This is a genomic window from Phaeobacter sp. A36a-5a, assembly GCF_037911135.1.
Classification (GTDB): Bacteria; Pseudomonadota; Alphaproteobacteria; order Rhodobacterales; family Rhodobacteraceae; genus Phaeobacter; species Phaeobacter bryozoorum.
The window spans coordinates 2,063,348-2,090,210 of record NZ_JBBLYU010000001.1 but is presented as its reverse complement, the minus strand read 5'-3'; the positions used below and the strand labels follow the sequence as shown (position 1 = coordinate 2,090,210).

The following is a 26,863-nucleotide window of genomic DNA, read 5'->3' as shown; positions in this document are numbered from 1 at the left end:
AGCTTGGGTTTCCGCGCCCATGGCGATGGCGTCCGAGAAAACCGGGGCAAGAGTCATGCTCTTGCCAGTATTGCAGAGCGGAGATGAATATTCCCTTAACTCGGATCTCCTGCAGGTCTGGCAAAAGCTTCAAGTTTAAAAGTTTAAGCTTGAAATTTATTGCCGTGCGCTTATCCTGTGCTTAGCTTTGATCGCAATAGGGGAGTGGCACCATGAAAATCGCCTGTCTGGGAGGCGGCCCCGCTGGCCTGTATTTCGCGATTTCGACCAAGCTGCGTCAGCCGGATGCCGAAATCACGGTTTTTGAGCGTAACAAGCCCGATGATACCTTTGGTTGGGGTGTGGTGCTGTCTGATGACGCGCTGGACAATCTGGCTGCCAATGATCCCGTCAGCGCCGAGCGGATCCGCGATAAATTCGCCTATTGGGACGATATCGCCGTGGTGCATGACGGCGTGCGGACCGTGTCGGGCGGGCATGGGTTTGCGGGCATCGGTCGCAAGGCGATGCTGGTGATCCTGCAGGAGCGGGCGCGCGAACTGGGTATTGATTTGCGGTTCGAAACCGAAGTCGGATCGGCCGCGAGCTATCAGGCGGATTATGATCTGGTCGTGGCCTGCGACGGGCTGAATTCGCGGGTGCGAACCGAGTTTGCCGCGCATTTCAAACCAAACGTCGATGTGCGCCCTTGCAAGTTTATCTGGTTGGGCACACAGCAGAAATTCGATGATGCCTTTACCTTTATCTTTGAGAAGACAGAGCATGGCTGGATGTGGATCCACGCCTATCAGTTCGACGCTGACACCGCGACGGTGATCGTTGAATGCTCGGCCCAGACCTGGGAAAACTGGGGCTTTGAGGCGATGAGCAAGGACGAGATCCTGCGCACCTGCGAGGCGATTTTTGCCGATCATCTGGATGGGCACGCGCTGATTTCCAACGCGGATCACCTGCGCGGCTCGGCGGTCTGGATCAACTTCCCCCGTGTGCTTTGCGAAACATGGTATCATCAGAACGTGGTCTTGCTGGGCGATGCTTCGGCCACGGCGCATTTCTCCATCGGGTCGGGCACGCGACTGGCCTTTGACAGCGCCATCGCATTGGCGGAGTTCATCAGCACCGAACCGACGTTGGAACAGGCCTTTGTCCGCTATCAGGAGGAGCGGCGGCTGGATGTGCTGCGGTTGCAATCGGCGGCGCGCAACTCCCTGGAGTGGTTCGAGGATGTGGAACGCTATCTGGATATGGACCCGGTGCAGTTCAACTATTCGCTGCTGACCCGGTCGCAGCGGATTTCCCATGAAAACCTGCGCCTGCGGGATGCGGATTGGCTGGCCTCTGCCGAGAAATGGTTCCAGACGCGGGCGGGTGCCAGCGAGGATGCCCCGGTGCGCCCGCCGATGTTCGCCCCCTACCGGCTGCGGGAGATGCAGCTGAAGAACCGTGTCGTGGTGTCGCCGATGGCGCAGTACAAGGCCAAGGATGGCTGCCCGACCGACTGGCATCTGATCCACTACGGCGAACGCGCCAAGGGCGGAGCAGGGCTGGTCTATACCGAAATGACCTGTGTGTCGGCGCAGGGGCGGATCACGCCCGGCTGTCCGGGGCTTTACGCGCCCGAGCATGAGGCCGCCTGGACGCGGCTGACGGAGTTCGTACACAGCGAGACCGACGCCAAGATCTGCTGTCAGATCGGCCACTCGGGCCGCAAAGGCTCCACCCAATTGGGCTGGGAGACCATGGACGCGCCGCTGCCAGAGGGGAACTGGGAGACGGTTTCGGCCTCTGCGCTTGCGTGGACTGAGGATAATCCGGCCCCGCGTGAGATCACAGCGCAGGAAATGGAGGCCATCAAGGCGCAATTCGTGGCCGCAGCTCAGATGGCGGATCGCGCCGGGTTTGACATGATCGAACTTCACGCGGCGCATGGTTATCTGATTTCATCCTTCATCTCGCCCAAATCCAACATTCGAACCGATGAGTATGGCGGCGCGCTGGAAAACCGTCTGCGCTACCCGCTGGAGGTGTTCGAGGCGATGCGGGCAGCCTGGCCTGCAAGCAAGCCGATGTCCGTGCGTATTTCCGCCAACGATTGGGTCGGCGATGAAGGCGTCACGCCGGAAGAGGCGGTCGAGATTGCGCGGGCGTTCACCGCGGCGGGCGCGGATATCATCGACGTCTCCGCCGGACAGACCACACCCGAGGCACGGCCGGTCTATGGCCGGATGTTCCAGACACCGTTTTCGGATCGGATCCGCAATGATGCGGGCATTGCGACCATGGCGGTGGGCAATATCTATGAGGCGGATCACGCCAATTCGATCCTGATGGCCGGCCGGGCGGATCTGGTCTGTGTCGGGCGGCCACATCTGGCAGATCCCTACTGGACCCTGCATGAGGCGGCGCGGATCGGTGATCGCCATGCAGACTGGCCGCTGCCCTATCAGGCCGGGCGCGATCAGGCCTGGCGTCTGGCCGACCGTGAGGCGGAGGTGATCCGGGCATGAGCGAGATCTGCGGGAAACATGTGGTAATCACCGGCGGAGGCTCTGGCGTGGGTGCCGCCCTTGCGCGGGGCTTTGCGGCGCAGGGCGCGCGGCTAACGCTGCTGGGGCGGCGCAAGGCACCGTTGGAGGAGGTCGCCGCCGAGGTGGATGGCCTGCCACTGGCCTGTGATGTCACCGATGCCGAGGCGGTCCGCGAGACGCTTGCGGCGGCCCGTGAACAGCAGGGCCCGATCACCATTGCCATTGCCAACGCGGGTGCGGCGCCTTCCAAGCCCTTTGCCAGAATGGATGAGGGCGATTTCGCAGCGGCGCTTGCCGTCAACCTGTCGGGGGTGTTCAACCTGTGGCAGGCGGCGCTGCCCGATATGAAGGCCGAAGGCTGGGGACGGATGATCGCCGTGGCCTCCACTGCGGGGCTAAAGGGATACCCCTATGTCGCGGGCTATTGTGCGGCCAAACACGGGGTCATCGGTCTGACACGGGCGCTGGCGCAGGAGCTGGCGCGCAGCGGGATCACGGTGAATGCGATCTGTCCGGGGTTCATTGAGACGCCGCTTCTGGAGCGGTCGATCGCCACCATTGTGGCGACCACCGGCATGAGCGCTGAAGACGCGGCGAAATCCCTGCGTGCAGGCAATCCACAGGGGCGGTTCATCCAGCCGGAGGAGGTAGCGGATGCCGCGCTCTATCTGGCCGGGACGGCTGCCGCATCCATCAATGGCAGTGCGCTGCCGATCACCGGAGGCGAGATCTGATGCAGACCGACCGCTCCAAGGACCGGCTGCGGCTGTGGCTCAAGGTTCTGAAGGCCACCCGCGCCGTGGAAAGCGAAATCCGCGAGAACCTGCGGCAGGAGTTCAGCACGACTTTGCCGCGTTTTGACGTGATGGCAGCGCTGAGCCAGCATCTTGACGGGCTGAAGATGAGTGAACTCTCCGGCGTGCTTAAAGTCTCCAACGGCAATGTGACCGGCATCGTCGAGCGGCTGGTGGATGATGGCCACGTGCAGCGTGAAAAGGTCCCCGGTGACCGGCGCGCCAGCCGGGTGCGGCTGACCGAGGCGGGGGTGGCGGAATTTGCCCGCCAGGCCGCCGCGCATGAGGCCTGGATCGACCGGATGTTTGACAGCGTGCAGGAGGCGGAGGTGCAGACACTGTCCGACGCTCTGGATCAGGTGGCTAAACGGCTTGAGAATGAAGGACGCAAGGGATGATCTCGACGGATACCAAGTATTTTCTGTGCTCTGTTGACGCGGGTGTCGCAACGGTTGCGCTGAACCGGCCCGAGCGGAAGAACCCGCTGAGCTTTGAGAGCTATGCCGAGCTGCGCGACTGGTTTCGCGAGCTGCATTACGATGACGACGTAAAGGCGGTGGTTTTTGCACCCAACGGCGGCAACTTCAGCTCCGGCGGCGATGTGCATGATATCATTGGCCCCCTGACGAAGATGTCGATGAAGGAGCTGCTGGCCTTTACCCGCATGACCGGCGATCTGGTCAAGGCGATGGTGAATTGTGGCAAGCCGATCATCGCCGCGCTGGACGGCGTCTGTGTCGGGGCCGGTGCGATCATCGCGATGGCCTCGGATATCCGGATCGCCACGCCCGAGGCCAAGACGGCCTTTCTGTTTACCCGCGTCGGGCTGGCGGGCTGCGACATGGGCGCCTGTGCTATCCTGCCGAGGATCATCGGTCAGGGACGGGCGGCGGAGTTGCTTTATACCGGGCGATCCATGAGCGCGGATGAGGGCCATGCCTGGGGGTTTCACAACCGTATCGTGGCGGCTGACGAGCTGATGGCTGAGGCGCGCAACTGGGCCGAGCGGATCGTTTCGGGTCCGAATTTTGGTCATATGATGACCAAAACCATGCTGGCGCAGGAATGGTCGATGTCGATCGAACAGGCCATCGAAGCGGAGGCGCAGGCGCAGGCGATCTGCATGCAGACGGCCGATTTCGAGCGCGCCTATCAGGCCTTTGTGAAGAAAGAAAAACCCCTGTTTGAAGGGGATTGATCCGACCCCCGGAGACCCCGGCGCCGGAGGAGGGCGCAGAGGCCTCCGGCGGGAGTATTTGGGGAAAGATGACAGGCGCTGCCCTGTCTCGGGAGGAGCGATATGGCGGATAGGACGTTTCTGAGCTGGCCGTTTTTCGAAGAACGCCATCGGGCGCTGGCGGAGGAGCTGGAGAGCTGGGCTGCCGGGGCGCTGGCGGATATCGATCACGGCGATACCGACGCGGCCTGCCGGGCGCTGGTTGCGGCGCTTGGTGCAGGCGGCTGGACGCAGAATTCCGGCGCCATGGCCGGAGAGGCGCTGGATGTGCGCACGCTCTGCCTGATCCGCGAAACGCTTGCGCGGCACGACGGTCTGGCGGATTTCGCCTTTGCGATGCAGGGGCTGGGGACCGGGGCGATCTCCCTGTTTGGCAGCGCGGCACAGCGGCAGGAGTGGTTGCCGCTGACCCGCTCGGGCAAGGCGATCGCGGCCTTTGCCCTGACGGAGCCGCAGTCGGGGTCGGATGTGGCCAATTCCACCATGACCGCGACGCTGGATGGCGATCATTACGTTCTGAACGGGGAGAAAACCTGGATCTCCAACGGCGGGATTGCCGATGTCTATACTCTGTTTGCCCGTACCGGCGAGGGACCGGGGGCGAAGGGGCTCTCGGCCTTTGTGGTGCCTGCGGGCCTGCCGGGGTTTGAGGTGGTGGAGCGGCTGGAGACACTGGCGCCGCATCCATTGGCGAGGCTGAGGTTCACAGATTGCCGGATCCCGCGCAGCGCCCTGCTGGGGGAGGCGGGGGCCGGTTTTAAGATTGCGATGTCGGTGCTGGATGTATTCCGCTCCACCGTGGCGGCGGCTGCGCTGGGGTTTGCCCGCCGGGCGCTGGACGAGGCGCTGGCACGGGTGACGACGCGCCATGTGCAGGGCGCGCCGCTGGCGGATTTGCAGATGGTACAGGGCCATATCGCCGATATGGCGCTGGATGTGGATGCGAGCGCCCTGCTGGTTTACCGTGCCGCCTGGGCCAAGGACAGCGGCGCGGCGCGGATCACCCGCGAGGCCGCCATGGCAAAGCTGTTTTCCACCGACCAGGCGCAGCAAGTCATCGACAGGGCGGTACAGCTGCATGGCGGTGACGGCGTGCGGCAGGGCCAGAAGGTCGAGGAACTCTATCGCGATATCAGAGCGTTGCGGATCTACGAGGGGGCTTCGGATGTGCAGCGTGTGGTGATCGCCCGTCAGGCGATTTCCGCGTTTCAAAAAGGGGGCTGAGATGCTGGGACCAAGCGCACATATCGACACATTCACCCGCGATAACCTGCCGCCGGCAGATCAGTGGCCGGAGTTCCTGATGGAGGGGTTCGACTACCCCGAGCGGCTCAATGCCGCGGTCGAACTGACCGATGCCATGGTGGCCAGGGGATTTGGCGACCATACCGCCCTGATCGGCAACGGGCGGCGACGCACCTACAAGGAACTGGCCGATTGGACCAACCGGCTGGCCCATGTTCTGGTGGAGGATTTGGGGGTGAAGCCGGGCAACCGGGTGCTGATCCGTTCGGCCAATAACCCGGCCATGGTGGCCTGCTGGCTGGCAGCGACCAAGGCGGGGGCGGTGGTTGTTAACACCATGCCGATGCTGCGGACGGGGGAGCTGGCCAAGATCGTCGACAAGGCTGAGATCAGCCATGCGCTCTGCGACACGCGGCTTATGGAGGAGTTGGTGAGCTGCGCCAAGACCTCGGCATATCTGACGTCCGTTGTGGGGTTTGATGGCACCTCCAACCATGATGCCGAGCTGGACCGGCTGGCGCTGGAAAAGCCGGTGAGTTTCGAGGCTGTGGCCACGGGCCGGGACGATGTGGCGCTGCTGGGCTTTACCTCGGGCACCACCGGCGCGCCCAAGGCGACCATGCATTTCCACCGTGATCTGTTGATGATTGCGGATGGCTACGCGGCGGAAGTACTGGGCGTGACGCCCGAAGATATCTTTGTCGGCTCGCCGCCGCTGGCGTTTACCTTCGGCCTTGGCGGGCTTGCGATTTTTCCGCTGCGGTTCGGGGCGGCGGCGACATTGCTGGAGAATGCCTCGCCGCCGAATCTCATCGAGATTATTGAGAAATACCGGGCGACCGTCTGTTTTACCGCGCCAACCGCCTACAGGGTGATGTTGCGCGCGATGGAGGAGGGGGCCGATCTGTCGTCGCTGCGGGCGGCTGTTTCTGCGGGCGAGACGCTGCCCGCGCCGGTTTATGAGGATTGGATGGCGCAGACTGGCAAACCGATGCTGGATGGGATCGGGGCGACGGAGATGCTGCATATCTTTATCTCCAACCGGTTCGACGATCATCGCCCGGCCTGTACTGGCAAGCCGGTCCGGGGGTATCAGGTGCGGGTGCTGGATGCGGAGGGCAAAGAGGCGCCGCGCGGCGAGATTGGCCGGCTGGCGGTCAAGGGGCCGACGGGTTGTCGCTATCTGGCGGATACGCGTCAGGACAGCTATGTGCGCGATGGCTGGAACATCACCGGTGACAGTTTCGTGATGGACGCTGATGGCTATCTGCATTTTGCGGCGCGCAATGACGATATGATTGTCTCGGCCGGGTATAATATCGCAGGCCCGGAGGTCGAGGCGGCGCTGCTGTCGCATGAGGCGGTGGCCGAATGCGCGGTCATTGGCGCCAAGGATGAGGCGCGCGGAGAGATTGTGCAGGCGCATGTGGTGCTGGCCGAGGGCAGCAGCCCGTCGGATGTTTTGACCAAGGCGCTTCAGGACCACGTCAAGGCGACCATCGCGCCCTATAAATATCCCCGCGATATCGTCTACATCGACGCCCTGCCGAAAACCGAAACCGGCAAGATCCAGCGGTTTCGCCTGAAAGCGGAGTAGCGCAGGGATCCGCGCCTCGGGATTCCGGCTGCTAGAGGACAGGCACCTGTTCCAGCCGCCGTATCAGGTCGGGAGAGATTGCGTCCGGGCCATCGTTGAACTGGGCACGGGAGACGAAATTCAGATGCCGTGAAAGCAGCGTCAGCTTTGCCGAGGAGATCTCTTCGTAGAAGGCCTTCATGTCGTCGCGCGCCATCAGCTCGGTGATCTTGCTGCGGTGGGCGGTGACCGCAGCGTCATGCAGCGCCTTGATCCCCTTGAGCCGTTTGAGCCGGGTCAGTTCCTTTTTCGTTGCCGGAAGGCGGCGCTGTATGGTGAGATCCTGTTCCATGTTGAAATTCATGCGCATCCAATAGGCCAGCCCCTGGTCGCGCTCCACATGGTTCACCCGGCCACGGTCGCGTTTGACAAGGAAGCTCTCGGTGCTGCGTACGGCGTAATGGTTCAGCGTCACCATGTCGTAGCCGTGGTCGCGAATGCCGAAACGCCAGCCCTGATCGGCCATATCCTCGGGCACCGGTTTTCCCGTGCCTGCCACCCAATTCGGCATCCCCTCTATGCGCCGTTTCAGCGGACGGTGGACGCCAATGCGGTCATAGCCTCCGGCGACATGGTCCCCTCGCGTTCGGAACAGGGTTTTGATGCCCCAGGCCTGGATCGGGGCAGGGCAGTATTTGGGCGCGCAATAGGTATGCTGCTGGGTCAGCAGCACGTCCTCATAGGAATCGCGGAAACTGTTGCCGAACAGGCGCCATTGCATCGAGATCATGTCGGGATCACCGGTGGCAGCAAAAAGGCTGTCGAGGTCGCCGTCGCCAACGTGAATGTTCACGAACTCATCCACATCAGAGACCAGAACCCACTCGGCCTCCCGGACCAGATCAAGACCTTCTGCGAATTTCAACGCACCTTTCTGCGGATTATAGCCGCTGCCCATCTCCTGATAAGGGTTGTCCATCCGGGTGACATAGCCACGGGCCGCCAGCGCATCGAGCAGCTCGACAGTGCCGTCGTCGCAGTCATTGGTGAAAACCAGGATATGATCGAACCCGAGGGCGCGGTGGTGGGCGACCCATTCCAGGATGAAGGGGCCTTCGTTTTTCATACAGGTGATGATCAGACGCTGAGCCGTCTTTGCAGGGCGTGTTGTCATGACCTAGCCCTCTGCCTCGGCGAGTTCGGCACGCAGCCGTTCCAGCGAGTTGCGAATGTTTTTCGCATTGCGTTTCTTCAGCGTGTATTCGCAGACCTGAATGGCCAGTTTCCTGTGGTTTTTCTCCTCGGCCTTCATCAGGAGGTCGTGCTGGTATCGGGGCAGATCGCGACGCGCGCGCAGCAGTTGGTAGAACCGTTGGGAGGTGAAACGGCCCTCGCAGATTTCGTTCAGCATCGGTTTGAGGATGTTCATATTGGCCAGCGCCTGTGGCAGCTGGTGGCCGAAGAACGGCATCCTCATCTTGCGGATATTGTCACCTGTGAGCCGGTTCACCTGTTCCACATCCGGCGCGAAATAGGGGTCGTACAGGACCACGACATCCTCTGCCGACTGGGTCGCCTGCGCTGCATCCGCATAGCGGTCCTCCCAATCCAGACGCGCGGTCCAGCCCCAGCGGTTGTCATCCGGCAGGATGCGACGGTCGAGCGTGGTCTGCGGCGCGATGGCAAAGACCTTGGAGCCTGGTGCGCATTGCGAATAGGTGAGTGCGCCAAAGGCCCCCATGGAGGCGCCATAGAACAGAACCTCGTCAAATTGTGCAAAGAAGCCGCTGTCGCGCAGCTGGTCAAAGCTGTCATGCACAAAGGGGTTGCGGAACCAGTTCCGCTTGGCGCCGATCACGCCAAGCACCGAACAGCCCATGGTCTGCGACAGCAGCTTGTAACCCCAGGGCCAGCGCTGGCCCTCCTTTTGCTGGACGACATGGATATTGTCGAAGCTGACCACCAGCCGCTTGCCAGAAGGCTCGTAAAACAGCGCGTTGTCCTTGTCCTCCCAGAAGAAGCCGGCACGCTGGGCGGCATGGGCGCGCATGTCGGTGAACCGTGCATCACCGGTCATCGGTTGGGCGCTGTCCGGCGCGTCCGGACGCCTGACGGCGGAACGATCAAGGGCGCCCTGATTTTTGATCTGGGCATTGGTAGCGGCCGGCGCGATCGTGACCACGCGGCTGGCAGGCGCCGGGGCAGGCGCGACGACGGCAGGCGCAGGCGCAGAGGGGCGCTGCATCTTCTGGGCGAGGTCGGCGATATCGATATCGGCTCCCAGCTCGGCCTCGCGTGTTTTCAGGTCCGCAACGCGGATCTTGCCCTGCACCATCTCTTTCAGCAGCCGGGTCTTGGCCTTGATCTGGGCGGGAGAGAGCAGCAGCGCCTCCGGTTCGGGGATCTGCACACCTGCCGGGGTGCCTGCCTCGGCCTGATCCTCAAGCTTGGTGAGGTAGATCGCATCCGGGCGCGCGACCTCGGTCAGGTTTTCATATAGATTGGCGTATTCCGGCTGAGATTTCAGATCGTCGATTTTGGCCCTATGCCATTGCACGGCCTCTCTGTGCAGGCGTGCCAGCTGCGGATCCACCATCAGCTGATCCAGTTCGGCCCGCATCATCGGCAGGCGATTGAGCATCCGCCCGTCGGTTTCCGAGGCGTAGTTGCGGCGCGCCCAATAGTCGATCCCCTGATCCTGCTCGGTATGGTTGATCCGCCCACGATCCCGTTTCACCAGGAAACTGTCGGCCGACCGCAGCACATAGTGGTTCAGTGTCGCCATCCGATAGCCAAGCGAGCGTTTGGTGGAGCGCCAGCCGTTGTTGGTGAGCAGCATATCAGGCATGACGCGCCCGGACCCGTTGACCCAGCGCACCTGCGAGACGTTGTCTTCGTTGTCGATCTTCAGCGGGCGGTGAACGCCTATCTTGGTGTAGGGCGCGGATTTATGCACCATGCTCTTGAACCCCCAGCCAAGCCTGGGTTTTGGGATGAACTCGGGCGCGCAGCGGGTGAACTGTTCGATAATGGGGCGGTCTTCATAGGTGCCAACCCCGCCATTGCCGAAGAATTTCCAGGTAAAGGAGATCACATTCGGATCGCCAGCGGCCCTGAACAGATCGGCAAATCTGCCGTCACCGACATGGATGTTCACAAATTCATCGACATCAATGGTCAAAACCCAATCCGCAGCCTTGAAGGCAGGCTGTCTCATGGCGTCCTCCAGCGCGACATGCTGGGGCTTCTTGCCGGAGGCCGGATCCCAGGGATTGTCAACGCGGGTGACCAGCCCCAGTTCTGCCAGACGGTCCAGCATTTCATCGGTATTGTCGCGGCAGTCGTTGGTGTAGATCAGGAAGTGTTTCGCCCCGATTGCCTTGTGATAGGCGATCCACTCCAGAATGAACGGGGCCTCGTTCTTCATCGAGGTGAGGATCAGGATATTGTCGTGGGAAACCGGCTCTGCCAGCGGCGCGAGGCGATCCCCGAGTGTTTCGGTCCGCAGCTCCAGATTGTCGATCGCCCGCTGGTAATGGGCGCTCTGCGTGAGACGATCCAGCGGCATTTTGAGCAGGGGATGCGCGGTCTGTTGTGCTGCTGCCCGTGGCGCCGGAGCCGGGGTTTTTGCGGTTGCAGCCGCGGCTTTGGCAAGTTCGGCCTGAGTGGGTTTGCCCTGTGGGGGCCGGTCCGGGATCGGTGCGGCGGCGGCGTCGATATCATGCCGGACCAGCGCGCGGCCGAGATAGCTGTCGGGATGAGGAATGCCGCCTTCATGGGTGATCAGGCGTCGGCTCAGCCGACGGTTCCACAGATGCACACCATAGCAGCCCTCGTCGATCTTCTTCTCTACGGTATAGCCCGGTGACAGCAGGTTCCGGCGTTCTTTGAAAGAGATCTGAAAGAAGGCCATCTGCGGTTTCACATGCGCCATCTCACCGGTTTCATTCAGGAAATAGGTCAGCGCCGACGGCCCCCAGACGCCCCATTTCAATTCGGAGACATGAACCGGGTTGCCAGCCGCATGAGCCGCCTCCAGGGCCGCGCGTTCCTCGCCCTTGACCCAGGGCGGGATCGGGTATTCGTTTTCGCAGAATGTGTTCAACCGCTGTAGCGTCCGCGAAAACCGGGGCAATCCCAGAACTGCATTACAGACCAGCCGTCCCGGTTTTTCCCAGCCAAAGACCCATTGGTCCTGAAAATCCCAGGGTTTGACGCAAAGAACATCGGCATCCACCCAGATCACATTCTGCATGGAAATCATCTTGTAGCGAAAGGCGTCGGCATGAACCGCAGGCGAGCCGGAGACCTTGTGGCGGATGAAATCCGACGCCGGGAAAATCCGGTTTGCATCCATCAGCTCGACACCCGGCGGGCAGTTGTCGACCGTCTCGTAGGTATAGAGCAGGGTGCGATGCCCGTGATCGGCAAAGGATTTCAGACAGGTTTGCTCAAGATAGCTGAGATTGCCACCAATCCAGAGGGAGGCGATTACCGGGAGGTCAGACATAGTATTTCGCACTGCTTCATTCTTATTCTGGGACTGTCGAAGGGGCGCTGGTCTACCGTCCGGGGCCGCGAGATCCGACGCGCGACCGCTGCCAGCTGCAAAGCTGAGCCTGCAAAACGATTTTCTGTCCGGCAATGCCCCGTTCGACACTCATCCTCGTGACTGCGAGAGGTTCGCGAAGGGGCGTATCGCCACCAGAGCCCCTCTGATTAAGCAGGGACAGCCCAGGCCGCCCGCACGTCCTCAAACTCGTTTTTATCTAACTACCGGAGCCACTTGACCGTCTGCTTGCGATCATTGCCTGAGGTGACCCCACATGTCATAAGCGGACGATAACCTACCTTCAGGGCGCGTTCAAATGATTGTAAGCCACAAGCACAACTTTGTTTACGTCAAGCCCGGCAAGACCGCGGGCAGTTCGATCGAGCTGGCCATTAGCGCCTATTGCGGGCCACAGGATGTGATCACCAGGCTGCGCCCGCGCGAGGAATATCAGCGCGGCGACTGTGCGGCGCGGATCGAAAACCCACAATTCGTGAATATCAATTCCGGCGAGACCATCGAACTGCAAAACCATTCCAGATACAGCGATGCGCTGCGGGTATATGGCGAGCAGATCGTCGACTATGATGTGGTTTGCACCGAGCGGAACCCGTGGGAAAAGGCGATCTCGTCATTCTTCTGGAAGGGAAACAGGCGCCCCGAACGCCCGGTTGAGCCGCGCTTCAAGAGATTTGTCAACGACGGTCGCTGGCCGCAGGATTTCGATGTCTACTCCGTGAACGGTGTCTGTGTCGCCGATCACATCATCCGGGTCGAACGTCTGAAGGAAGACTACCGCGATTTCCTCGGATCATTGGGCATCGTGATCGAGGGGGAGATCAGCTTCCCGGCCTCCAAGGGCTTTCAGCGCCCCAAGGAGGCGACACGGGAGGTCATGTTCACGCGGCCTTGGGTGATCCGGGCAGTTGAGGAGCATTCCCAAGAGCTGCGCTCGGTGCTGCCCTACCGTTTCGAAGAGCGCAGCGCACCGGAGGTCCACCTGAGCCCGGACCGCCGAACGGCCCGCTATCGGTTTCTGGAACAAAACGCCTGCGGTCCCGCCTATTGGCAGCGCGTGCCGACATCCACATCGGCCTGATCCGGGGGGCAGGCGCAGTGCCGATGAGTTCAGTTGACCGCCTGGAGTGAAGTGCCAGATCCGCCTTCAGAGGCGACGCGAGCAAAACAGTCAAAGCTGTCGCGCATCGCGCTGTCAAATCTGACGTCTGGAGGCGAGTACCGGAATGTCCGTCTGCTTGTCTGATTTTCATTTAAGTTATTGATTTTTCGTATATAAATTTTTATGAGGTGGATTGTGAAATGTCACCGGTAATGTCAGTCGTTATCGCATTCATGCGTATGTTTTGGTTTCCCTAAATCAATGCCGTCTAGGTCTATGCCGCTCTTGCGAGAGCTTTGGTGTGGCCGTGGCCTAATTTGGCTCTCCAGGAGAGGGCGATATCGAGAACCTACGGTGCGTCCTAACGAGGCTCGACTTTGACGGTTTCTAGAAGGGGCAAGCTAGCAATGTACACTTGCTATGTATATCTCTTGCAGCCTTTGAGCATACACCGTTGGGTTAATGTCTACATTTTACTTTCAACTAGTGGCGGTTTGGGGGTACCTTGTGTAAACTGGAATCTATTGTCTACTTTATAGTAATATTTATTTTAGGTGGGGTGAATCTTGGTTAATCCAATTATTTTTAGTGCAAGTTCGAGGATCGGGAAAATATCTGCTGAAGCGGACGAGGAGTTCTTGTTTGACTGCTTTGTCGACGTGGCTGCGCTTTCTGAACTCAGGCAGGCAGGGTCTCCCAAGATGTTGCTACTAGGCAGCACTGGATCCGGAAAAACGGCGTTGATTCGAAAGATTGAACGAGACTCCTCTAGCGCGAGCTTGATCCAATTAGATGAGATGGCCCTTGATTATCTAGGGAATAGTGATGTTATCCAGTTTTTGATTTCGATAGATGTGAATTTAGATCTTTTCTTTCAAGCTTTGTGGAAGCATGTAATTCTTATTGAGTTTATTAGGTTAAAATTTCAGGTTTCTGATGAGCAGAGGTCAAAATTTGTTTTTTCGCAGATATTCGAAGCGTTTGCGAGGGATCAGAGGAAGCAAAGGGGAGTTGAGTATCTGAGGAAGTGGGAGAGTAAATTTTGGATTTCAATGGATGAGAATATTCGAGAGATTACTCAAAACCTTGAGAAAACTGTAAATGCTGAGCTTGGGTTAGAGGTTGAAAGATTCAATGCGAGATCTGGATATGTGCGAACATTGAGTTCTGAAAAGAAATCTCAACTTCAGAGAGTTGCGAGAAAATTTGTTGCGCCGGAGCTTTTGAGTGACCTGGCTAAAGTGATAGATACTCTAGCCGAGCATGCTACTAAGTCGGAGCCAAGCTATATCTTAATTGATCAGTTGGATGAAAATTGGATTGACCCTTCTATTAAGTATCCATTGATTAGAGCGTTGATTGAGAGCCTGAAGAGTCTCAGAAGAATTCGGGACTTGAAGACAGTGGTCGCTTTAAGGTCAGACCTTCTTGAAAAGGTTATTCTTGAGACGCGGAATGATGGCTTCCAGAGCGAGAAGTATGAGGACTACATTATTCGCCTGCGTTGGGATGCTAAGTTATTGAAGAGGTTGATTAATGAACGGATCAACTTCCTTTTTCGCCGGAAGTATAACTCTGAAAATGTAATGTTTGAGCATATATTCAGTGAGAAGGTTACCAATACAGGTAAGCCGTTTACTGCAATCCTTGATCGTAGTTTGATGAGGCCAAGAGATATAATAAATTTTGTGAATATGTGCCTGGAGGCATCCGAAGGACATACTGCAGTTACCCGAAAGGCATTCGGCCAAGCAGAAAGGGATTACTCCGCCAATAGGCTAACCGCGATGATTGAAGAATGGCAGAATGTCGTAGTTGGAGCAGGGTCATTGATTGATCTTCTGAGGGGGAAAAGAGAGGTGTTCCAGATGGCGGAATTCTGTACTGGCGATTTGCTGGATAATTTGGTTAACTGCTTCCCTGCCGTCCCAGAACACACAAAAGACTCCCTGTGGAGACTAGTGGAGGACGCTACATCAAAGTCTGTAGATCCGTTTGACCTCGCGTGCTTGTTGATTGAAAAGCTACATTTGATGGGGGCAGTTGGAGTGAAATATGACGTAAACCTGCCGTATCAGTTCTTTTTTCAAACCCAAAAGCCACTACCAAATAGCCATCTGACTGCGCAAACAAAAATTAGAGTCCATCCGATGTTGCATTCTGCATTGGGTATTCGCTCTTGAGTTTTTAGGAGCGGCGCTTCTGGTTAGATATTGGCTATTGTGTTACGATTTTTTCTTGCCGGACAGAACGTTTCTGGAGTCTTTTTGACGGTATCGTCGGTATGGTTTTTTCCTCGCTGTTGGGAATTAGCATAAGCCCACAATCACACATGATTGTCCTTGGATATCTTTCGGCGGGGTGGTGGCGGTATGGGTATGCGGTTGCCGGTCAGAGTTTAAACATTAAAGATACCTATCGTATTCGATGGCTGAGTTAAGCTGTGGGCTAAGTATCGCCAAAAATGTCTGGTATCCGAGAAACAAAACACTTCCCTTGAAAGACGACACGACGACATGCCATGAACACAATTGAGGGTCCGACATCCTTATACCGACCCTAGCCGAAGTTGCTATCTGTCCGGTGCGTCAGGCACCAATCGTTGTCCCGGACGGTGGCCGCTATATAGTGGTCAATTACTCATCAAACCATTGGGTGAGCTGCGCATAACCAAACCTGGGAATCAGGCTTGCTGCTGCTCTCTCAAGGATGCGACAAATACGCATGGCTTCAATATACAAGTTTCGTAGGTCGTTGCCTACTTACTGCATACACCCCTATTTACTGCATACACCCCTATGTTTTTTCCGTCAGCCCCCCTCACGGTGCTGTAGTACACCCTTAATCAGCCCCCAGAGCCTGCTAAAAGATCCATGCATCCACGCTAGCGCTTGACTAGTTCTAGCCCCCTTGACATACTGAGGTTGGCCGTATTGCGCCTGAACGAAAGCCCCTAGGGAAACCTGGGGGTTTTTTGCGTTCTAAGCAGCGGCATTCATGACATTGGAGGAACAATGCTTCTGGAAGCCTTCGTCTCGCTTTTGGTCAGTCTCTTGGCGTGTGTCCTGTGGCACTTCATTTCTCGGTGGCTGGAACGGAGAAAGTAACCAGTTCTCCGTGACCTGACCGATTTGGTCGAGTGACATTGCTGCAACGAATTTCCCTACTGCGAGGGAGGTGCGTCCAGTGAATGGCTCAGAGACCCCAGCGCAAGAGGCCGGCCTCCGCCTTCGCTGGATCCTTGGCGATACGAATAACAGCGTTCCGGTTCATCCCCGTGGCCTTGGCGATTGCCGAATGCCCCTGACCTGCAGCCAGGAGAATCTGTGCCTGGTCAAACTGCTCGCGTGTGAATGCGGGCTTACGTCCACGGAACTTCTCTGGGGAAGTCGCCTTGTGATGGGCTATGCCAGCCTTCTGGGCCTCTTTTGTGGCTTCCGCCTGTGCCTGTGCCGTCGCGGCCATGAACCCGATCAGAGCGTCTCTCACAGCCTCTTGCATCGGGTCGGTAGTTTCTCCGTCGAAGGTCATGTTGTTGATCACGGTGCGGATCACGATGCCCTTCTTCATGAAATACCTGATGGTATCTGTGACGTCTTGATAGTTCCGGCCCAGCCGGTCCACCCAGCGTACCACCAGCACATCACCCTTGCGCAGCTTGTCGTACAGCCTTTTACCTTCGGGCCGCTCTGCTAGCCGGGTGGATACGCCTGATGTACCATCGTCCGCGATCACCTCATCAATCTGAAACCCTGCTGCGACCGCCTGGGCTTCCTGGTGTTCAATGGTTTGCTCTGTGGTGCTGACGCGGGCGTAAAGGATTGTCTGGCTCATTTCAAATCACCTGTTCATAAGGGTTGTGTTCTTTGATTAAGGGTGTTCACAAGGGAGATCAAGCCCTAATGAGCAACTCATGCACGGGGTTCTGCGTTGTTCGTTAAGGTATACCCTGTGAACATCGTTTCTGGCCGGTAGGATTACCTGCCGGACTTGATGGGGTGCAGCCTATGAGGCCGTCTTCTGGTCTGCGCTGTTGTAGATCAAACAGGTGCGGAGAATTTCGGCGGCAAAAGAAACGGAGGCTCCGCGCGGGGTGCTGCAGCGATTGCCTGGTCTGCGTCTCTGTGCCTGTTGCTGGGTGTCCGAGGTCACGGCGGGTTTGTTTGCGGTCTCGTGAAAGGGGGGGGCGGGCGAGTGCCACCGGGGGGTACCTCCGGTATCGTATACAGCCCCGACCTGAGATTGGGTTTTCAACTCTGTCAACTTGGTTGGACGGGTCGGGGTCTGACCTCGAAGCTGGCGGATGGCGGCGCGGATCTGGGCCAATGTCGAGTTTAGTGTAAGTTCATATTTGCCTTATTTATATGGCTATTTCGAGAAAAGTTGACTGAGTAATATTGGTAGTATATCCCCCCCTCCGTAATAGGGAGCCGCCGAAATGACCGCCGACGATCACCTCATTGAAAACGCGCCAGAACTCATTCAGCACCGGCCCGCCGTGAAGCTGCCACTCGATCCACGGGACAGCATTCCTTTGCTGACGGAAATCCGGGGAGACCAGGTCTACCGGGAGCGTCTGTCGGCAGCATCTTCTGACCTGCTTCGTGATCTTCGTCGTGATGCCCGCCTAAAGGCAGCAACCGGCAAATCTCTCGATGTTCCGGGTAAGAAAAAGCCAGTCGTACCCGACATGGCCAAAGCGCGATCGGAACCTCATGTCCGTGCCGCAGAAGTTCTTTTGCACTCTCTGGCTTTCATTGCGTCCACGCCCGCCCGCACGGATGAAAAGGGGAAGGTGCTGCGCCAGTCTTATGTGGCGATCACCTTGGACAAGGCGCAGTTCGCAAAGGGCAAAGCCCTCGAAGAAATCAGCCATACCGCGTTCAGAAACCTCGTGATCTGGCTGGCCTACCGTGGCTGGTTGGAATTTGTACCCATGTGGGTGGGGGACGCCGACAACGACATCCGCCTAAGAACCCGCATCAGACCGCTGGGGATCTTCAAGGACTGGATGCTATCCTGTGGCCTAATTTTCCACGGCCATCCAACCGGTCTGGGTCGCGCAAAAGCCATCCCCGACGACCAGCTCCTGCGCCTACGCCACGGCAACCAGGTCACCGTGATCCATCGGCCATTGGACTCTGACGAAGCGGTCCTACCGGCCTTGAACAAGCTACTCCGTCGCCAGCGGCTCCAGGTCACTTTCCCCGATTACCGAGCTTACGAAAGCAGCTTTGACTTCACGACTGGGCGTCGACGGTACCAGACGGGAGGGTCAAAAGATCTGTACCGCGTGTTCAGTGAGGAAGATGGCCGTGCTGGCCGCCTCTATGGTCATTGGGTCCAACAGATCCCGGCATACCTCCGTGGCACCCTTAAAATTGATGGCAGCTCCACGGTCGAGCTGGACTATAGTGGGATGCAGATGTCATTGTTGTACGCCCACGCGGGCAAAGCCATTCCCGATGATGCCGATCTGTACGATGTGCCTGGATTTGATCGTTCGGACATGAAGATGGTTCTTATCCGGTCCGTAGGCAGCTCAGGCCGGGCGGAGGCCATTAACGCGATCCGCTATGCGCTGAGACAGCAGGGCCGATATCGACGGAAAGCAGAAGGTGAACCAATGGACATGGCAGAGCGGATGTATGACGCCTTCTGGACACGCCACGAGGGTCTGTCTCCCGAAGCCTTGGGCATGGATGAGGCGTGGGCAGAACTCCAGGCGAAAGACAGCCGATTGGCGCTGCGGGTTCTCTCTGTCTTGTTGGATCAAGGGGTGGCTGCGATCCCGATCCACGACAGTTTTATCGTGAAATCAGCCAAGGCCGATCTGCTCAAGGGCGTTATGTCGGATGCGTTTCAAGATCTGTTTGGTGTGGGTGGTGTCCAGATAAATAGGGGTGCGACGGGCTGATCCGGGGGCTACCTGCCTAGTTAAACGTACAGTTAGGGGTGCGAACCATACCCCTGAAAAAGCTTGACAAAATAGGCCCCCTATGGTATGATATTGGGGAAGGCAGCGAAAACACATCGCCCTTCCGAACCCCCCAGCAGAGACACAGACGCTAGCGCCGCAACCGGCCATTAAATCCGTCTGTCTCGCACCTCTCACATCGTTCAGCCCACCGGCACAAGCGGCGCATTAGTTGTGCCTGACCGTGTGGCGCGTCCTCCTTCCTGGTGAGCGGGTGCCTGGGGCCAACCCCCAAACCCCAATAGGACCAACCCAATGACCAAATCCAACACTGGCCCCGCTTCAGGCTGGGGCAACTGCGTCCCACACCTACCTGGCGACGCCTGCATGAACCCGCACGTTTTCGGCACCCCGGAGTACAAATCAAAGGTCACAGCCGCCGCAGAGACGCTTTTCGCCGGGTTCCGAGATGATGAAAAGGCATGGGAAGCTGTCGGAGAAACGGTCTATGCCCAGACAGCAGGCGGCAAATCCGTGAACTACGGCAAATTCCCAAATCTCCGTACCGCCCACGCCCCGTCCTTCATCGCCGCAGCTTGCCCGATCATCGACGGTCTCGTGCAAATCGAAAAGAACAGCCCTCATACGCCCCGACATCTCGCAATCCCATTCGGTGAGGGGCTGTATAAGCGGGGGCAGCGGTTCAGCAATCTGAAGGCACCCAGTGTGAAAAACGTCATCCGGGTCTTCGCGCATCGAAATTGGATTGAGCTGTACGCCGCCGGTGCCGATGAACGAGGTCGCAGTCACGCCCCGCGTATCCGGTCGCTAGAACCAATGGTGGGGTGGCTGATCGCTGTGGGCCTCCTGACTGGCGCGGAGTACGGGGGGATTGCAGCCTGATGAGCTACACTGCAGCACAGCTCCGCGCTATGGGTATCCCAGTCCCTGGCGAGCAGGAAGAAGATAAACCGGCGACCCCCACGGGTCGTCGCACATATACCGGCGAGGAGCTGAAAGAGTTGGGGATCCCTCTGCCGTCCGCGCCGGATCCGGTCGAACAGCCTAGACCGCCAGTGCAGAAGCGGGCGGCGGGACCTAGTCGGGTTACTCTGACCGGAGACCAGCTCCGTGAATTGGGCATCCCGGTACCTGGGCAGATGGATCCTGCGTCCATCCATTCTCGCATGTGGGATGGGATGACCTTCGAAGAGGCGATGCAGAGTTACAAAACACTGACCGAAAATCCGCGAGTAGAACATGGACTGGCGGGGGCCAGCTTCACCGACCCTACCACTGGCCAGCGCAAGATCATTCCCGTACCAGAGGCCGACACCAGCATCGGCGGATTGCTCTGGGACGCCGCCAAAGCCCCGTTCACCGATGTGACCCTGGCAGATGCATGGCGCGATAACGTCTCTGATCCGCCTGCCACGGTTTCTGTTGGCCAGAACCTGCACCGGGGTTTCCAAGAGAGTTATGGTGCCGCTACAGAGGCGGGGGCCGCCGCCCTGGATAAGGCCTTCGGAACAGATTTGCTCTCAGACGCCCGCAGAGCGTCCCTGGACTACGATACGAGCCACAGCACGGTAGACAGCCTGATTGCAGATTTTGCCGCTCCTGTGGCCTTCTCCGTGTATGGTGGGGCAGGTATCGCAGCGATCACACGCGGCATGGCCTTGGTCCCCAAAATTGCTGCCCGCATTTCCGGTTTCCTTGCTACTGAAGCCGCTGCTGCATCGACGGTGAGTTCCGACGAAGACCTGCTTTTCTCTCGTGGTGTTGATCCCACCAACCCGGACCAGGCGGAAGAAGTTCTCCGCCACCGAATGAACACCATGATCGAGGGCGTGGCTCTGGGATCCACGATGGCCGGATTGTCGTGGACCGGGCGGCAAGTCTGGGGAGCGACCGGCGCGAAGATCATCGAGAGTTACCGGCACGTCACCAGCCCAAACGCGATGGAAAAGGACGTTTTCTGGGACATCATCGGCAAGGTCTCCGGGATCGACACCGCCACCGCGTCGGTAGAGCGGCAAGCAGTCGTGGAAGATATCGCCCAGATGGTAGCCGATAACAAAGATGCGGTGGTCAAGAGCCTGACGAACGCAGAGGAAACTGTCACTACGACGCTGGACACTTTCAGCGCCATGTTGCGCGGGGTTCCAGAGAATGAACGTCTGATGCGCAATCGTATTGCAGGCACCGCCGCCGGGTTCGCCAACAATCCAGAATTGACAGGGTTTGCAGCCTCTCGGACCTCTGCCGCTGACACCTTGGCCGATCAGCTCGACCAGCAAGCCCGCGTTTTGGGTGGTGGCGATGCCGCTGCCCAGGTCGCCACGCTGGACGGCGCTGCGGATGGTTTCGCCCAAATAGGTAGAGAGGCACGGGATAGCGCATTTGCGTCTGTTGATGAGGCCCGTGCAGCTTATGACCATGCCACTCGCAACGCCCTATCCGATGCATCCTCTGACCCGACTTTGCCGGACCTGGTGAAGCGCCTGGGAGACGTGGTCGGGACAGAGGTAACCGCGCCAGTTGGCGAAAACATCCGTGCCATGCAAGAGGCTCTGGAAACTGGCTACACCACCATGAAGGCCCGCAAGGATGAGCTGTACAGCCGTATCCAGGGCGGATCTGTTGACGCCTCTTCGGTCGTGTCCCGGTTCAGCGTCCTGGCGACGGATGAGGTGATGAACAGCCAGCGATATCTTCGCGACCAAAGCCCCATCTACGACTTCCTGGCCACTGTCCAATCGGCTCGTGATCCCCGTGGCGGTGGGGTTTCTGGCTTCTCTGAGTGGATGGCTCAAAATGGCAAGGATTTCGGGTGGTTCCAGCGGGAATTGCGACCTGCATTGTCCGGGCTTGCCCAGGATCTTTTTGCCAATCCAAGTACACGCAGCGCTGGGAAACTGACCCGTGATCTGATTGCCTTCATAGACGGCGATATGGTCGACCAGGTGGCCAAGTCGAACCCGGAAATTGCCCAGGCAGCGCGAGAGGCTAAACGCTTCTATGAGGAAGAATTTGCGCCGCTGTTCCGTGAAGGCGTAGGGGCCAGATACGCAGAGATTTACGAAGGCACACTTGGCCGCACCGGCAGCGGCGTTGATTACGGGATCCGTTCCGATAAGCTGTTGCGAGGGGCTTTGAGTGAGGCCAACCCGGCGGAGCTGCGAAGCCTTGAGGGTGCATTGAAATCGGGGCAGGGCGATGGCCTGGTTGCCAACTACCTATCGCTCGACGTGGTCAACAGCTACGGCACCGAAATCAGACTGAGGGGCCTGGATGCGTCCACGCTGGGGGATCTGCAAACCCGGATGCTGCCGAAGCTTGAGGCGCTACGAGAAGTGGCCCCAGAACAGGCGGATCAGCTCGACCAGTTCATTCGCGCTATGCAGGATGGGAGCCGCAACAAGACCCAGCTTGCCCAGGAGCTGGAACAGGCTGCGGCGCAGGCTGAACGACGACAAAACGAGATCCTGAAGGGGGAGCTGTCCACCTTCTTTGCAGGGGCTGATATGGCGACGACGACTAACGCCACGGCCTCGTTTGAGGGTATTTTCCGATCCAAGGAAGCTGTGGGTACCCTGCAAAAGCTTCGGGGCCATATGGACGGCTTGCCAGCCGGTCGACGGGCGATCCTGGAACGCGGTTTGCAAACCACCTACAGCCGCCATTTGCGAGAGGCTCTGATCAACCCGGCCCAGGGGACCGGCGGTGTAAATGCGGTCTCAGGTCGAAACATCGTCCGTGCCAGCAACGATCAGACGGCCCTGTTCCGCATCGGGGATGAAATCTTCAAGGATGCCCCAGAGGTGATGCAGACCATCAGAGGTCTTTCCGAGATTGCCCAGCAGACCAGCTCCGCATCACGAGCCAAACCGATCCGGGGGGCCAACGCACAGAGCTACGGACGAGCTGCTGCGGAAAGCACCAACCGGATGATCAATGTCCTCGTTGGACCGCTCAGCAGGGGAGCTACGCAGGCCCGAACCGTGTTTCGCGCGTTTCTCGACGTCATGCGGCCCGATGAGGTGTTTCACCAGGTCACGGACAACATTTTGATGGACCCCAACGAGTTCCTGCGATTGGCGCGGGAAGTGAACAAGGCCCCTCGTGACATGGCAAAGATCGATGCTTACGCCAAGTTTCTAACGCGGGGCTTCTACTACGGCGTGACAGGCGAGGATGATGACGAGGAACTGGACGTTCTGCGGGAGATGAATGGGTTCATGTCGGGTGTCAGTCGGGGTGTTCAGGAGGCCGCTGACTGGCTTCGATGAGGTTGTGACAAGGATTGTGTCTGTTTTGATGCACGGAACCCGTCCCCGCTCCGATTTGTAGTTTCTGTCACATCAAAAAAACCCCCACTTCGACGGTGGGGGCGATCCTTGGCCAGCACCTATGATACATTCATCATTTGGAATGTGTATTGCGCCAGTGTCACAACCTCTGTCTGTTTTCGCTCCTGCTTCTGGGGTGCGGTGACAGGGGCTGCGACGTGCTATTTGTCGGGGTGAAACCCGCCGGTCTCCTCGAACCGATCCATCAGGATTTCGAGAAATTCCCACTGCGAGTATCGCTCACTTTTGGCCATGACCTTGAAGCGATCGACTACGGTCTTGGGGCCGCGCATCGACAGGGGTTGGTCGATTTTTTCATTTGGTGTAGGCATCTAGTTTGTTTCCTTTTCAGCTTAATGGGAGTGGGGGCGAGACACAGGTCTCCGCCGTACCTTTGCTATGCGGCAGACGCTGTCGCCTTTGATTGGACCTGCTTTGCATGCACTCGAAATCAGATCTGTCCGAAATTGTGACGCGCCTTCGAACACGCCTCCGACAACTCAGTCAGGACGGCTTGTACCTTCCGGCATCGTTCCTGCTGTTCCTCGTTGCCAGATAGAACACCGGCAATTCTACGCGTGGTCGAAATGGATCGAAGCAGGGCTTTGGCTTGCTGTTCCAGAGCCTCTACTCCGTGATATGCGGCAACTGTCTGAGGGTAGATCAGGCGGAAGATGGCTTCTTGGCGGTCTGCAGCGGTGATTGACATTCATATTTCCTTTCATGGTTGCTTTGGTTGCAATGGTTCGTCCGGCTCCCGCATGTGGCGGGCCGGGTAGTCGATAGCGGTGAATTCTGCTGACGCTAACTCAGGGCCGGATAATCTTCTGAGATCCACTCCAGATAGCGGTGGATTGGTCGGTTTACTGCTTCTTTCTTGGCTTGCAGGCTGGGGCCTCTTCCGTAGGTCGCAGACACGGTGTGCTGATCATGGCCAAGAATTGCATTGTTGACCTCGAAATTGACTTCTGCGTCACGCAACTTGTCCTTGAACGTTCCGCGCAGGGAGTGCGTTGCATAGAGTCCGTCTGGGCTGTCTGCGAACTTGGGCAAGTTTGCCAGCGGTAGCCAGTAGCTACACTGCTCTGAGGCGCGGCTCTTCCCGTCTGATTTGATGGAGAACCCGAAAAGCCGCTCGTCAGATTTTTTGTCCTTTACCCTTGCGCGGATTAGCGGCGCTAGTGTGTCGCAAACTGGAACCTCCCTTCGCGACCCCTCGTTCTTCACTCGTGCGTCGCGCAAATCTATAAAGAGAATTCCGTCTCGCTCACTGACCTGCCGAACCCTACATAGCGCGGCCTCATCAAGGCGCATCCCCGTGCAAATCAGGACTGCCCAGATGTCCCGCACATCTTTAGGTAGGTCACGGATTGAGAATAGGGCTTCCAATTGGCGGTCGTTTAGCGGGGTATAGTTTCGACCCGTTTTGCCGAACCTTGCGAGCTTGAGGCCGTTGAACGGATTAGTCTTAAGTTCGCCATCTTGGACGGCCTCGGTCAGCATGGTCGTGACGTCGCTGATACGGGTCTGAATTGTTCTGTGTGCTTTTCCGTCGGCTTCAAGTTGCTTTGCAAACTGATACGCGTGTTTTGCCTCTAGTTCCGTCAGTTCGAGATCTCCAACCACGTCGATGAACTGTCCAATGTTCTTTAGTCTTGAATTGCTGGTTTTCTCCTGCAAGTTCCCGTTTTCTACGCGACGGTTCAGTGAGCTTTCAAATGCACCAAGGTAGCTACTCAAGGTGACTGTGGGTTTGCTATCGCCAAAGGAGCGTTCCAACTCCTGCTTCGCGTTCGCGACGAGTTCGGCGGCCTTGTCAGGAGATGGTGGCTTCATGTCAAAGCGTTCCAGCAGCATCAATTGCCTGGAGGGATCTTCAGGATGAAGTGAGGCGAGGCGTATCTCTGTCTCAGCCTTTGACAGTTCCTGTATGGCCTTATTGGCTGAATAGCGGTCTTTGGGGGGTGCATCAGCCAGGGTTTGAGGGACGACGTCGCCAATTTTCTGGCAATACGGAAATAGGTAGCTCACGTCAGTGAGGCCCAGTTCTCTTACTGCTGTCTGAAATGCACTGTCTCTTGCTGAAAGCCGGTTCTCTTGAACCTTCCTCAGGATCTGTTGGCGCATCTGCAGTTCAAGGTCGCAGCGTTTCTTCTCTGCTTCCTTAAGATCAGAGGTGCCGGTAGAAATCCTCAGTTGCGTACTTCCCACGGCGGCTCGTGCCTCTTTCGGGACGGTTAGTACAACATAGTATTTCTGGCCTCGGCGGCTCACTCTGGCGGCATGCCAATTCAACATCTCACCTCTCGGATAATGTCGCCTGTAGTGTCAGGCATAATGTCAGTCCTAGTCCCTTCAGAGACTTTCTGACTATATTATCAAGGAAATAAGGTCCATATGGACATGTGGAGGCGAGTACCGGAATCGAACCGGTGTACACGGATTTGCAATCCGCTGCGTCACCACTCCGCCAACTCGCCTTACCGGTGGTGTGAGGCGTGATTAATCACATGCCGGGGGACGGTGCAAGGGGGCGTGCGCAGAACCGGCGGGAAATTTTGAAAAATTCTGCGGCCGCAATGGGCTGGAGTGCCGCTTTGAGTGTCGATCTGCCGGGGGCGCCAGCGGGGCAGGCTGCCTTGGTGGCTGTCGGCAGCCCTGCCGGGTGTCGCAACGGGGGACGGTTACGCCGGGCTGCGGGCGGGTTTGGTCAGATCCGACCGGCTTTGTCTGCTGCCGGGTTTGGTCCGAGGAGAGCCTGCCTTAGGGCGTCGGCGATCAGCTGGGGGACGCCGGGCAGCGCCCCGAGCACGGGCAATATGTCGCCGGGATAACTGGCATCGGCCAGCGCCTCGGGGATGTCGTCGCGGACGTGTTCGCCGGATTGTGCAAAGAACGGCAGGCAGAGGGTCGGGTGTTCCGGTTTGGCCGCTGCAAGATCGCGGGCGGCGTCCGCGATACGCGGATCTTCCTCGACATAGCCTGTGACCAGATCCGTGCCCGGCAGGTGGTGGCGCATGGCGGCTGCAAAGGCCTCGGCGGCTTCGGCGGCCTTGGGCCCCCGGGCCGACCCATGAGCGGCCAGAAGGATGCGGGTCCGGGGCAGCGACCATCCGCGTGCCTCGCAGGCCGTGGCCAGCGCCTTGCAGGCCAGTTCCGGCAGGGCCGGGTCCAGACCGAAGGGGGGTAACAGGTGAACATCATGCCCATGGAGCCGCTTGGGCAGCACCGAGCCGGTGAACCAGCCGTTGGCCATGAAGAACGGATAGATCAGCGCGCCCTTTGGTGTCACCTGTTCCAGTCGATCAGCTGTGGACAACGTGGCCGAGCGGATATCCCAGTCGGGCAACAGCGCAGCGACGGCATCGGCCAGATCGGCCAGCGCGCGTTCCTGGGGTGCCGGATCGGAGGGCTGGCCATGCGCGGTAATCACGGCGGTCGGGCGATGTGGGGGCAGGGGGGCGGGATCGGTCATCTGGAAGAGCCTTTCGGCTGTAGGAGGGGGCTGGCAGGGCATCGACCTTGCGGGTCGCCTGCGGGTG

General features: G+C 58.5%; 18 protein-coding genes and 1 tRNA gene. 11 read left to right on the top strand and 8 right to left on the bottom strand.

Annotated features, from left to right (window positions below; all coding sequences use genetic code 11):
- The first annotated feature begins 212 nt into the window (after positions 1–212).
- From WLQ66_RS09725 to WLQ66_RS09700, 6 genes are all read left to right on the top strand, one after another.
- Positions 213–2,507 carry a bifunctional salicylyl-CoA 5-hydroxylase/oxidoreductase gene (locus WLQ66_RS09725; protein ID WP_340546108.1) on the top strand — a complete coding sequence of 765 codons (2,295 nt, stop codon included), beginning with the start codon at positions 213–215 and terminating at the stop codon, positions 2,505–2,507.
- Entirely contained in the window at positions 2,504–3,262 is a 759-nt protein-coding gene (locus tag WLQ66_RS09720; RefSeq protein ID WP_340546107.1) for an SDR family NAD(P)-dependent oxidoreductase, read from the top strand. Before WLQ66_RS09725 ends, WLQ66_RS09720 begins: the two co-directional genes overlap by 4 nt.
- Positions 3,262–3,720: a MarR family winged helix-turn-helix transcriptional regulator gene (locus WLQ66_RS09715; protein ID WP_260104930.1), complete on the top strand. Its 459-nt coding sequence runs from the start codon at positions 3,262–3,264 to the stop codon at positions 3,718–3,720. The genes WLQ66_RS09720 and WLQ66_RS09715 overlap by 1 nt, the downstream gene beginning before the upstream one ends.
- Complete coding sequence (locus WLQ66_RS09710; protein ID WP_260104929.1) at positions 3,717–4,520, top strand: enoyl-CoA hydratase family protein; 804 nt, start codon at positions 3,717–3,719, stop codon at positions 4,518–4,520. Before WLQ66_RS09715 ends, WLQ66_RS09710 begins: the two co-directional genes overlap by 4 nt.
- Positions 4,521–4,622: 102 nt before the next feature.
- Positions 4,623–5,783 (top strand): acyl-CoA dehydrogenase family protein, encoded by a 1,161-nt coding sequence (locus tag WLQ66_RS09705; RefSeq protein WP_340546106.1) that lies wholly within the window; start codon positions 4,623–4,625, stop codon positions 5,781–5,783.
- Position 5,784: 1 nt separating this feature from the next.
- Complete coding sequence (locus WLQ66_RS09700) at positions 5,785–7,401, top strand: AMP-binding protein (RefSeq protein WP_340546105.1); 1,617 nt, start codon at positions 5,785–5,787, stop codon at positions 7,399–7,401.
- 31 nt (positions 7,402–7,432) lie between these two features.
- Here the strand turns inward: WLQ66_RS09700 and WLQ66_RS09695 are convergent, their stop codons facing one another.
- The gene (locus WLQ66_RS09695; protein WP_340546104.1) at positions 7,433–8,554 is read right to left on the bottom strand and encodes a glycosyltransferase family 2 protein; all 1,122 of its coding nucleotides are present in this window, start codon (positions 8,552–8,554) and stop codon (positions 7,433–7,435) included.
- A 3-nt stretch (positions 8,555–8,557) separates the two neighbouring features.
- Positions 8,558–11,890, bottom strand: coding sequence for a glycosyltransferase family 2 protein (locus WLQ66_RS09690; protein ID WP_340546103.1), 3,333 nt, complete (start codon positions 11,888–11,890; stop codon positions 8,558–8,560).
- A gap of 358 nt (positions 11,891–12,248) precedes the next feature.
- Here WLQ66_RS09690 and WLQ66_RS09685 point away from each other — a divergent pair, with 358 nt between their 5' ends.
- Together WLQ66_RS09685 and WLQ66_RS09680 are read left to right on the top strand one after the other, a co-directional pair.
- Positions 12,249–13,031, top strand: coding sequence for a hypothetical protein (locus tag WLQ66_RS09685; RefSeq protein WP_340546102.1), 783 nt, complete (start codon positions 12,249–12,251; stop codon positions 13,029–13,031).
- A gap of 587 nt (positions 13,032–13,618) precedes the next feature.
- Positions 13,619–15,235, top strand: a complete 1,617-nt coding sequence (locus WLQ66_RS09680; protein ID WP_340546101.1) for a P-loop ATPase, Sll1717 family — start codon at positions 13,619–13,621, stop codon at positions 15,233–15,235.
- Positions 15,236–16,247: 1,012 nt separating this feature from the next.
- Here the strand turns inward: WLQ66_RS09680 and WLQ66_RS09675 are convergent.
- Entirely contained in the window at positions 16,248–16,886 is a 639-nt protein-coding gene (locus tag WLQ66_RS09675) for a recombinase family protein (RefSeq protein ID WP_340546100.1), read from the bottom strand.
- Positions 16,887–17,490: 604 nt separating this feature from the next.
- Here WLQ66_RS09675 and WLQ66_RS09670 point away from each other — a divergent pair.
- The 3 genes from WLQ66_RS09670 to WLQ66_RS09660 all read left to right on the top strand — a co-directional run bounded on the left by WLQ66_RS09670 (position 17,491) and on the right by WLQ66_RS09660 (position 23,261).
- Positions 17,491–18,969, top strand: a complete 1,479-nt coding sequence (locus tag WLQ66_RS09670; protein WP_340546099.1) for a hypothetical protein — start codon at positions 17,491–17,493, stop codon at positions 18,967–18,969.
- Between the two features lie 387 nt (positions 18,970–19,356).
- Entirely contained in the window at positions 19,357–19,872 is a 516-nt protein-coding gene (locus WLQ66_RS09665; protein WP_340546098.1) for a hypothetical protein, read from the top strand.
- On the top strand, positions 19,872–23,261 hold the full coding sequence (locus tag WLQ66_RS09660) for a hypothetical protein (RefSeq protein WP_340546097.1): 3,390 nt from the start codon (positions 19,872–19,874) through the stop codon (positions 23,259–23,261). Before WLQ66_RS09665 ends, WLQ66_RS09660 begins: the two co-directional genes overlap by 1 nt.
- Before the next feature lie 221 nt (positions 23,262–23,482).
- Here the strand turns inward: WLQ66_RS09660 and WLQ66_RS09655 are convergent, their stop codons facing one another.
- From WLQ66_RS09655 to WLQ66_RS09635, 5 genes are all read right to left on the bottom strand, one after another.
- Positions 23,483–23,653 carry a hypothetical protein gene (locus WLQ66_RS09655; protein ID WP_340546096.1) on the bottom strand — a complete coding sequence of 57 codons (171 nt, stop codon included), beginning with the start codon at positions 23,651–23,653 and terminating at the stop codon, positions 23,483–23,485.
- Between the two features lie 119 nt (positions 23,654–23,772).
- Positions 23,773–24,030, bottom strand: a complete 258-nt coding sequence (locus WLQ66_RS09650) for a hypothetical protein (RefSeq protein WP_340546095.1) — start codon at positions 24,028–24,030, stop codon at positions 23,773–23,775.
- Positions 24,031–24,125: 95 nt separating this feature from the next.
- Positions 24,126–25,619, bottom strand: coding sequence for a DUF6538 domain-containing protein (locus WLQ66_RS09645; protein ID WP_340546094.1), 1,494 nt, complete (start codon positions 25,617–25,619; stop codon positions 24,126–24,128).
- Positions 25,620–25,727: 108 nt separating this feature from the next.
- Positions 25,728–25,801: transfer RNA gene (locus WLQ66_RS09640), tRNA-Cys, on the bottom strand.
- Between the two features lie 230 nt (positions 25,802–26,031).
- Positions 26,032–26,796, bottom strand: coding sequence for a CbiX/SirB N-terminal domain-containing protein (locus WLQ66_RS09635; protein WP_340546093.1), 765 nt, complete (start codon positions 26,794–26,796; stop codon positions 26,032–26,034).
- Between the last annotated feature and the right edge of the window lie 67 nt (positions 26,797–26,863).

Excerpts from the sequence above, each read along its gene's own strand:
- WLQ66_RS09645 (WP_340546094.1), bottom strand. The coding sequence starts at position 25,619 with ATGTTGAATTGGCATGCCGCCAGAGTGAGCCGCCGAGGCCAGAAATAC.
- WLQ66_RS09660 (WP_340546097.1), top strand. The coding sequence starts at position 19,872 with ATGAGCTACACTGCAGCACAGCTCCGCGCTATGGGTATCCCAGTCCCT.
- WLQ66_RS09715 (WP_260104930.1), top strand. The coding sequence starts at position 3,262 with ATGCAGACCGACCGCTCCAAGGACCGGCTGCGGCTGTGGCTCAAGGTT.
- WLQ66_RS09635 (WP_340546093.1), bottom strand. The coding sequence starts at position 26,796 with ATGACCGATCCCGCCCCCCTGCCCCCACATCGCCCGACCGCCGTGATT.
- WLQ66_RS09720 (WP_340546107.1), top strand. The coding sequence starts at position 2,504 with ATGAGCGAGATCTGCGGGAAACATGTGGTAATCACCGGCGGAGGCTCT.
- WLQ66_RS09675 (WP_340546100.1), bottom strand. The coding sequence starts at position 16,886 with ATGAGCCAGACAATCCTTTACGCCCGCGTCAGCACCACAGAGCAAACC.
- WLQ66_RS09710 (WP_260104929.1), top strand. The coding sequence starts at position 3,717 with ATGATCTCGACGGATACCAAGTATTTTCTGTGCTCTGTTGACGCGGGT.
- WLQ66_RS09705 (WP_340546106.1), top strand. The coding sequence starts at position 4,623 with ATGGCGGATAGGACGTTTCTGAGCTGGCCGTTTTTCGAAGAACGCCAT.
- WLQ66_RS09725 (WP_340546108.1), top strand. The coding sequence starts at position 213 with ATGAAAATCGCCTGTCTGGGAGGCGGCCCCGCTGGCCTGTATTTCGCG.
- WLQ66_RS09690 (WP_340546103.1), bottom strand. The coding sequence starts at position 11,890 with ATGTCTGACCTCCCGGTAATCGCCTCCCTCTGGATTGGTGGCAATCTC.
- WLQ66_RS09650 (WP_340546095.1), bottom strand. The coding sequence starts at position 24,030 with ATGTCAATCACCGCTGCAGACCGCCAAGAAGCCATCTTCCGCCTGATC.
- WLQ66_RS09685 (WP_340546102.1), top strand. The coding sequence starts at position 12,249 with ATGATTGTAAGCCACAAGCACAACTTTGTTTACGTCAAGCCCGGCAAG.
- WLQ66_RS09665 (WP_340546098.1), top strand. The coding sequence starts at position 19,357 with ATGAACCCGCACGTTTTCGGCACCCCGGAGTACAAATCAAAGGTCACA.
- WLQ66_RS09670 (WP_340546099.1), top strand. The coding sequence starts at position 17,491 with ATGACCGCCGACGATCACCTCATTGAAAACGCGCCAGAACTCATTCAG.
- WLQ66_RS09700 (WP_340546105.1), top strand. The coding sequence starts at position 5,785 with ATGCTGGGACCAAGCGCACATATCGACACATTCACCCGCGATAACCTG.
- WLQ66_RS09655 (WP_340546096.1), bottom strand. The coding sequence starts at position 23,653 with ATGCCTACACCAAATGAAAAAATCGACCAACCCCTGTCGATGCGCGGC.
- WLQ66_RS09695 (WP_340546104.1), bottom strand. The coding sequence starts at position 8,554 with ATGACAACACGCCCTGCAAAGACGGCTCAGCGTCTGATCATCACCTGT.